The 278-nt window shown below is 70.1% G+C and carries 1 pseudogene; it reads right to left on the reverse strand.

From position 1 onward, the window contains the following. A pseudogene (locus SB822_RS56690) lies at positions 1-278 on the reverse strand (hypothetical protein); the annotation flags it as partial.

The raw sequence follows: 278 nt of genomic DNA on the forward strand, positions 1-278 counted from the left end.
GCGTTGACACGGCCCGCGGCCACGTTCGTCACGGTGCGCTCGTGACCGAGGCTGCCGACACTCACAGTGCTCGTGGGCGAAGTGCCGGCATACGCATATGCAGTGCCGTTGATGGTGTCGCCAGTGGTCGCCACGGCCACGTCGGTCGTCGAGCCGCTGCCGAGCGCCACGTCGTTTGCATTGTTCGCCGTCGCGCCCTGGCCCATAGCGGTGCTGCCCGCGCCGGCAGCGACGGTTCCCACGCCTGCCGCCAACGCGTTGACGCCCGTGGCACCGTC

Source organism: Paraburkholderia sp. SIMBA_054, assembly GCF_046534875.1.
Classification (GTDB): Bacteria; Pseudomonadota; Gammaproteobacteria; order Burkholderiales; family Burkholderiaceae; genus Paraburkholderia; species Paraburkholderia hospita.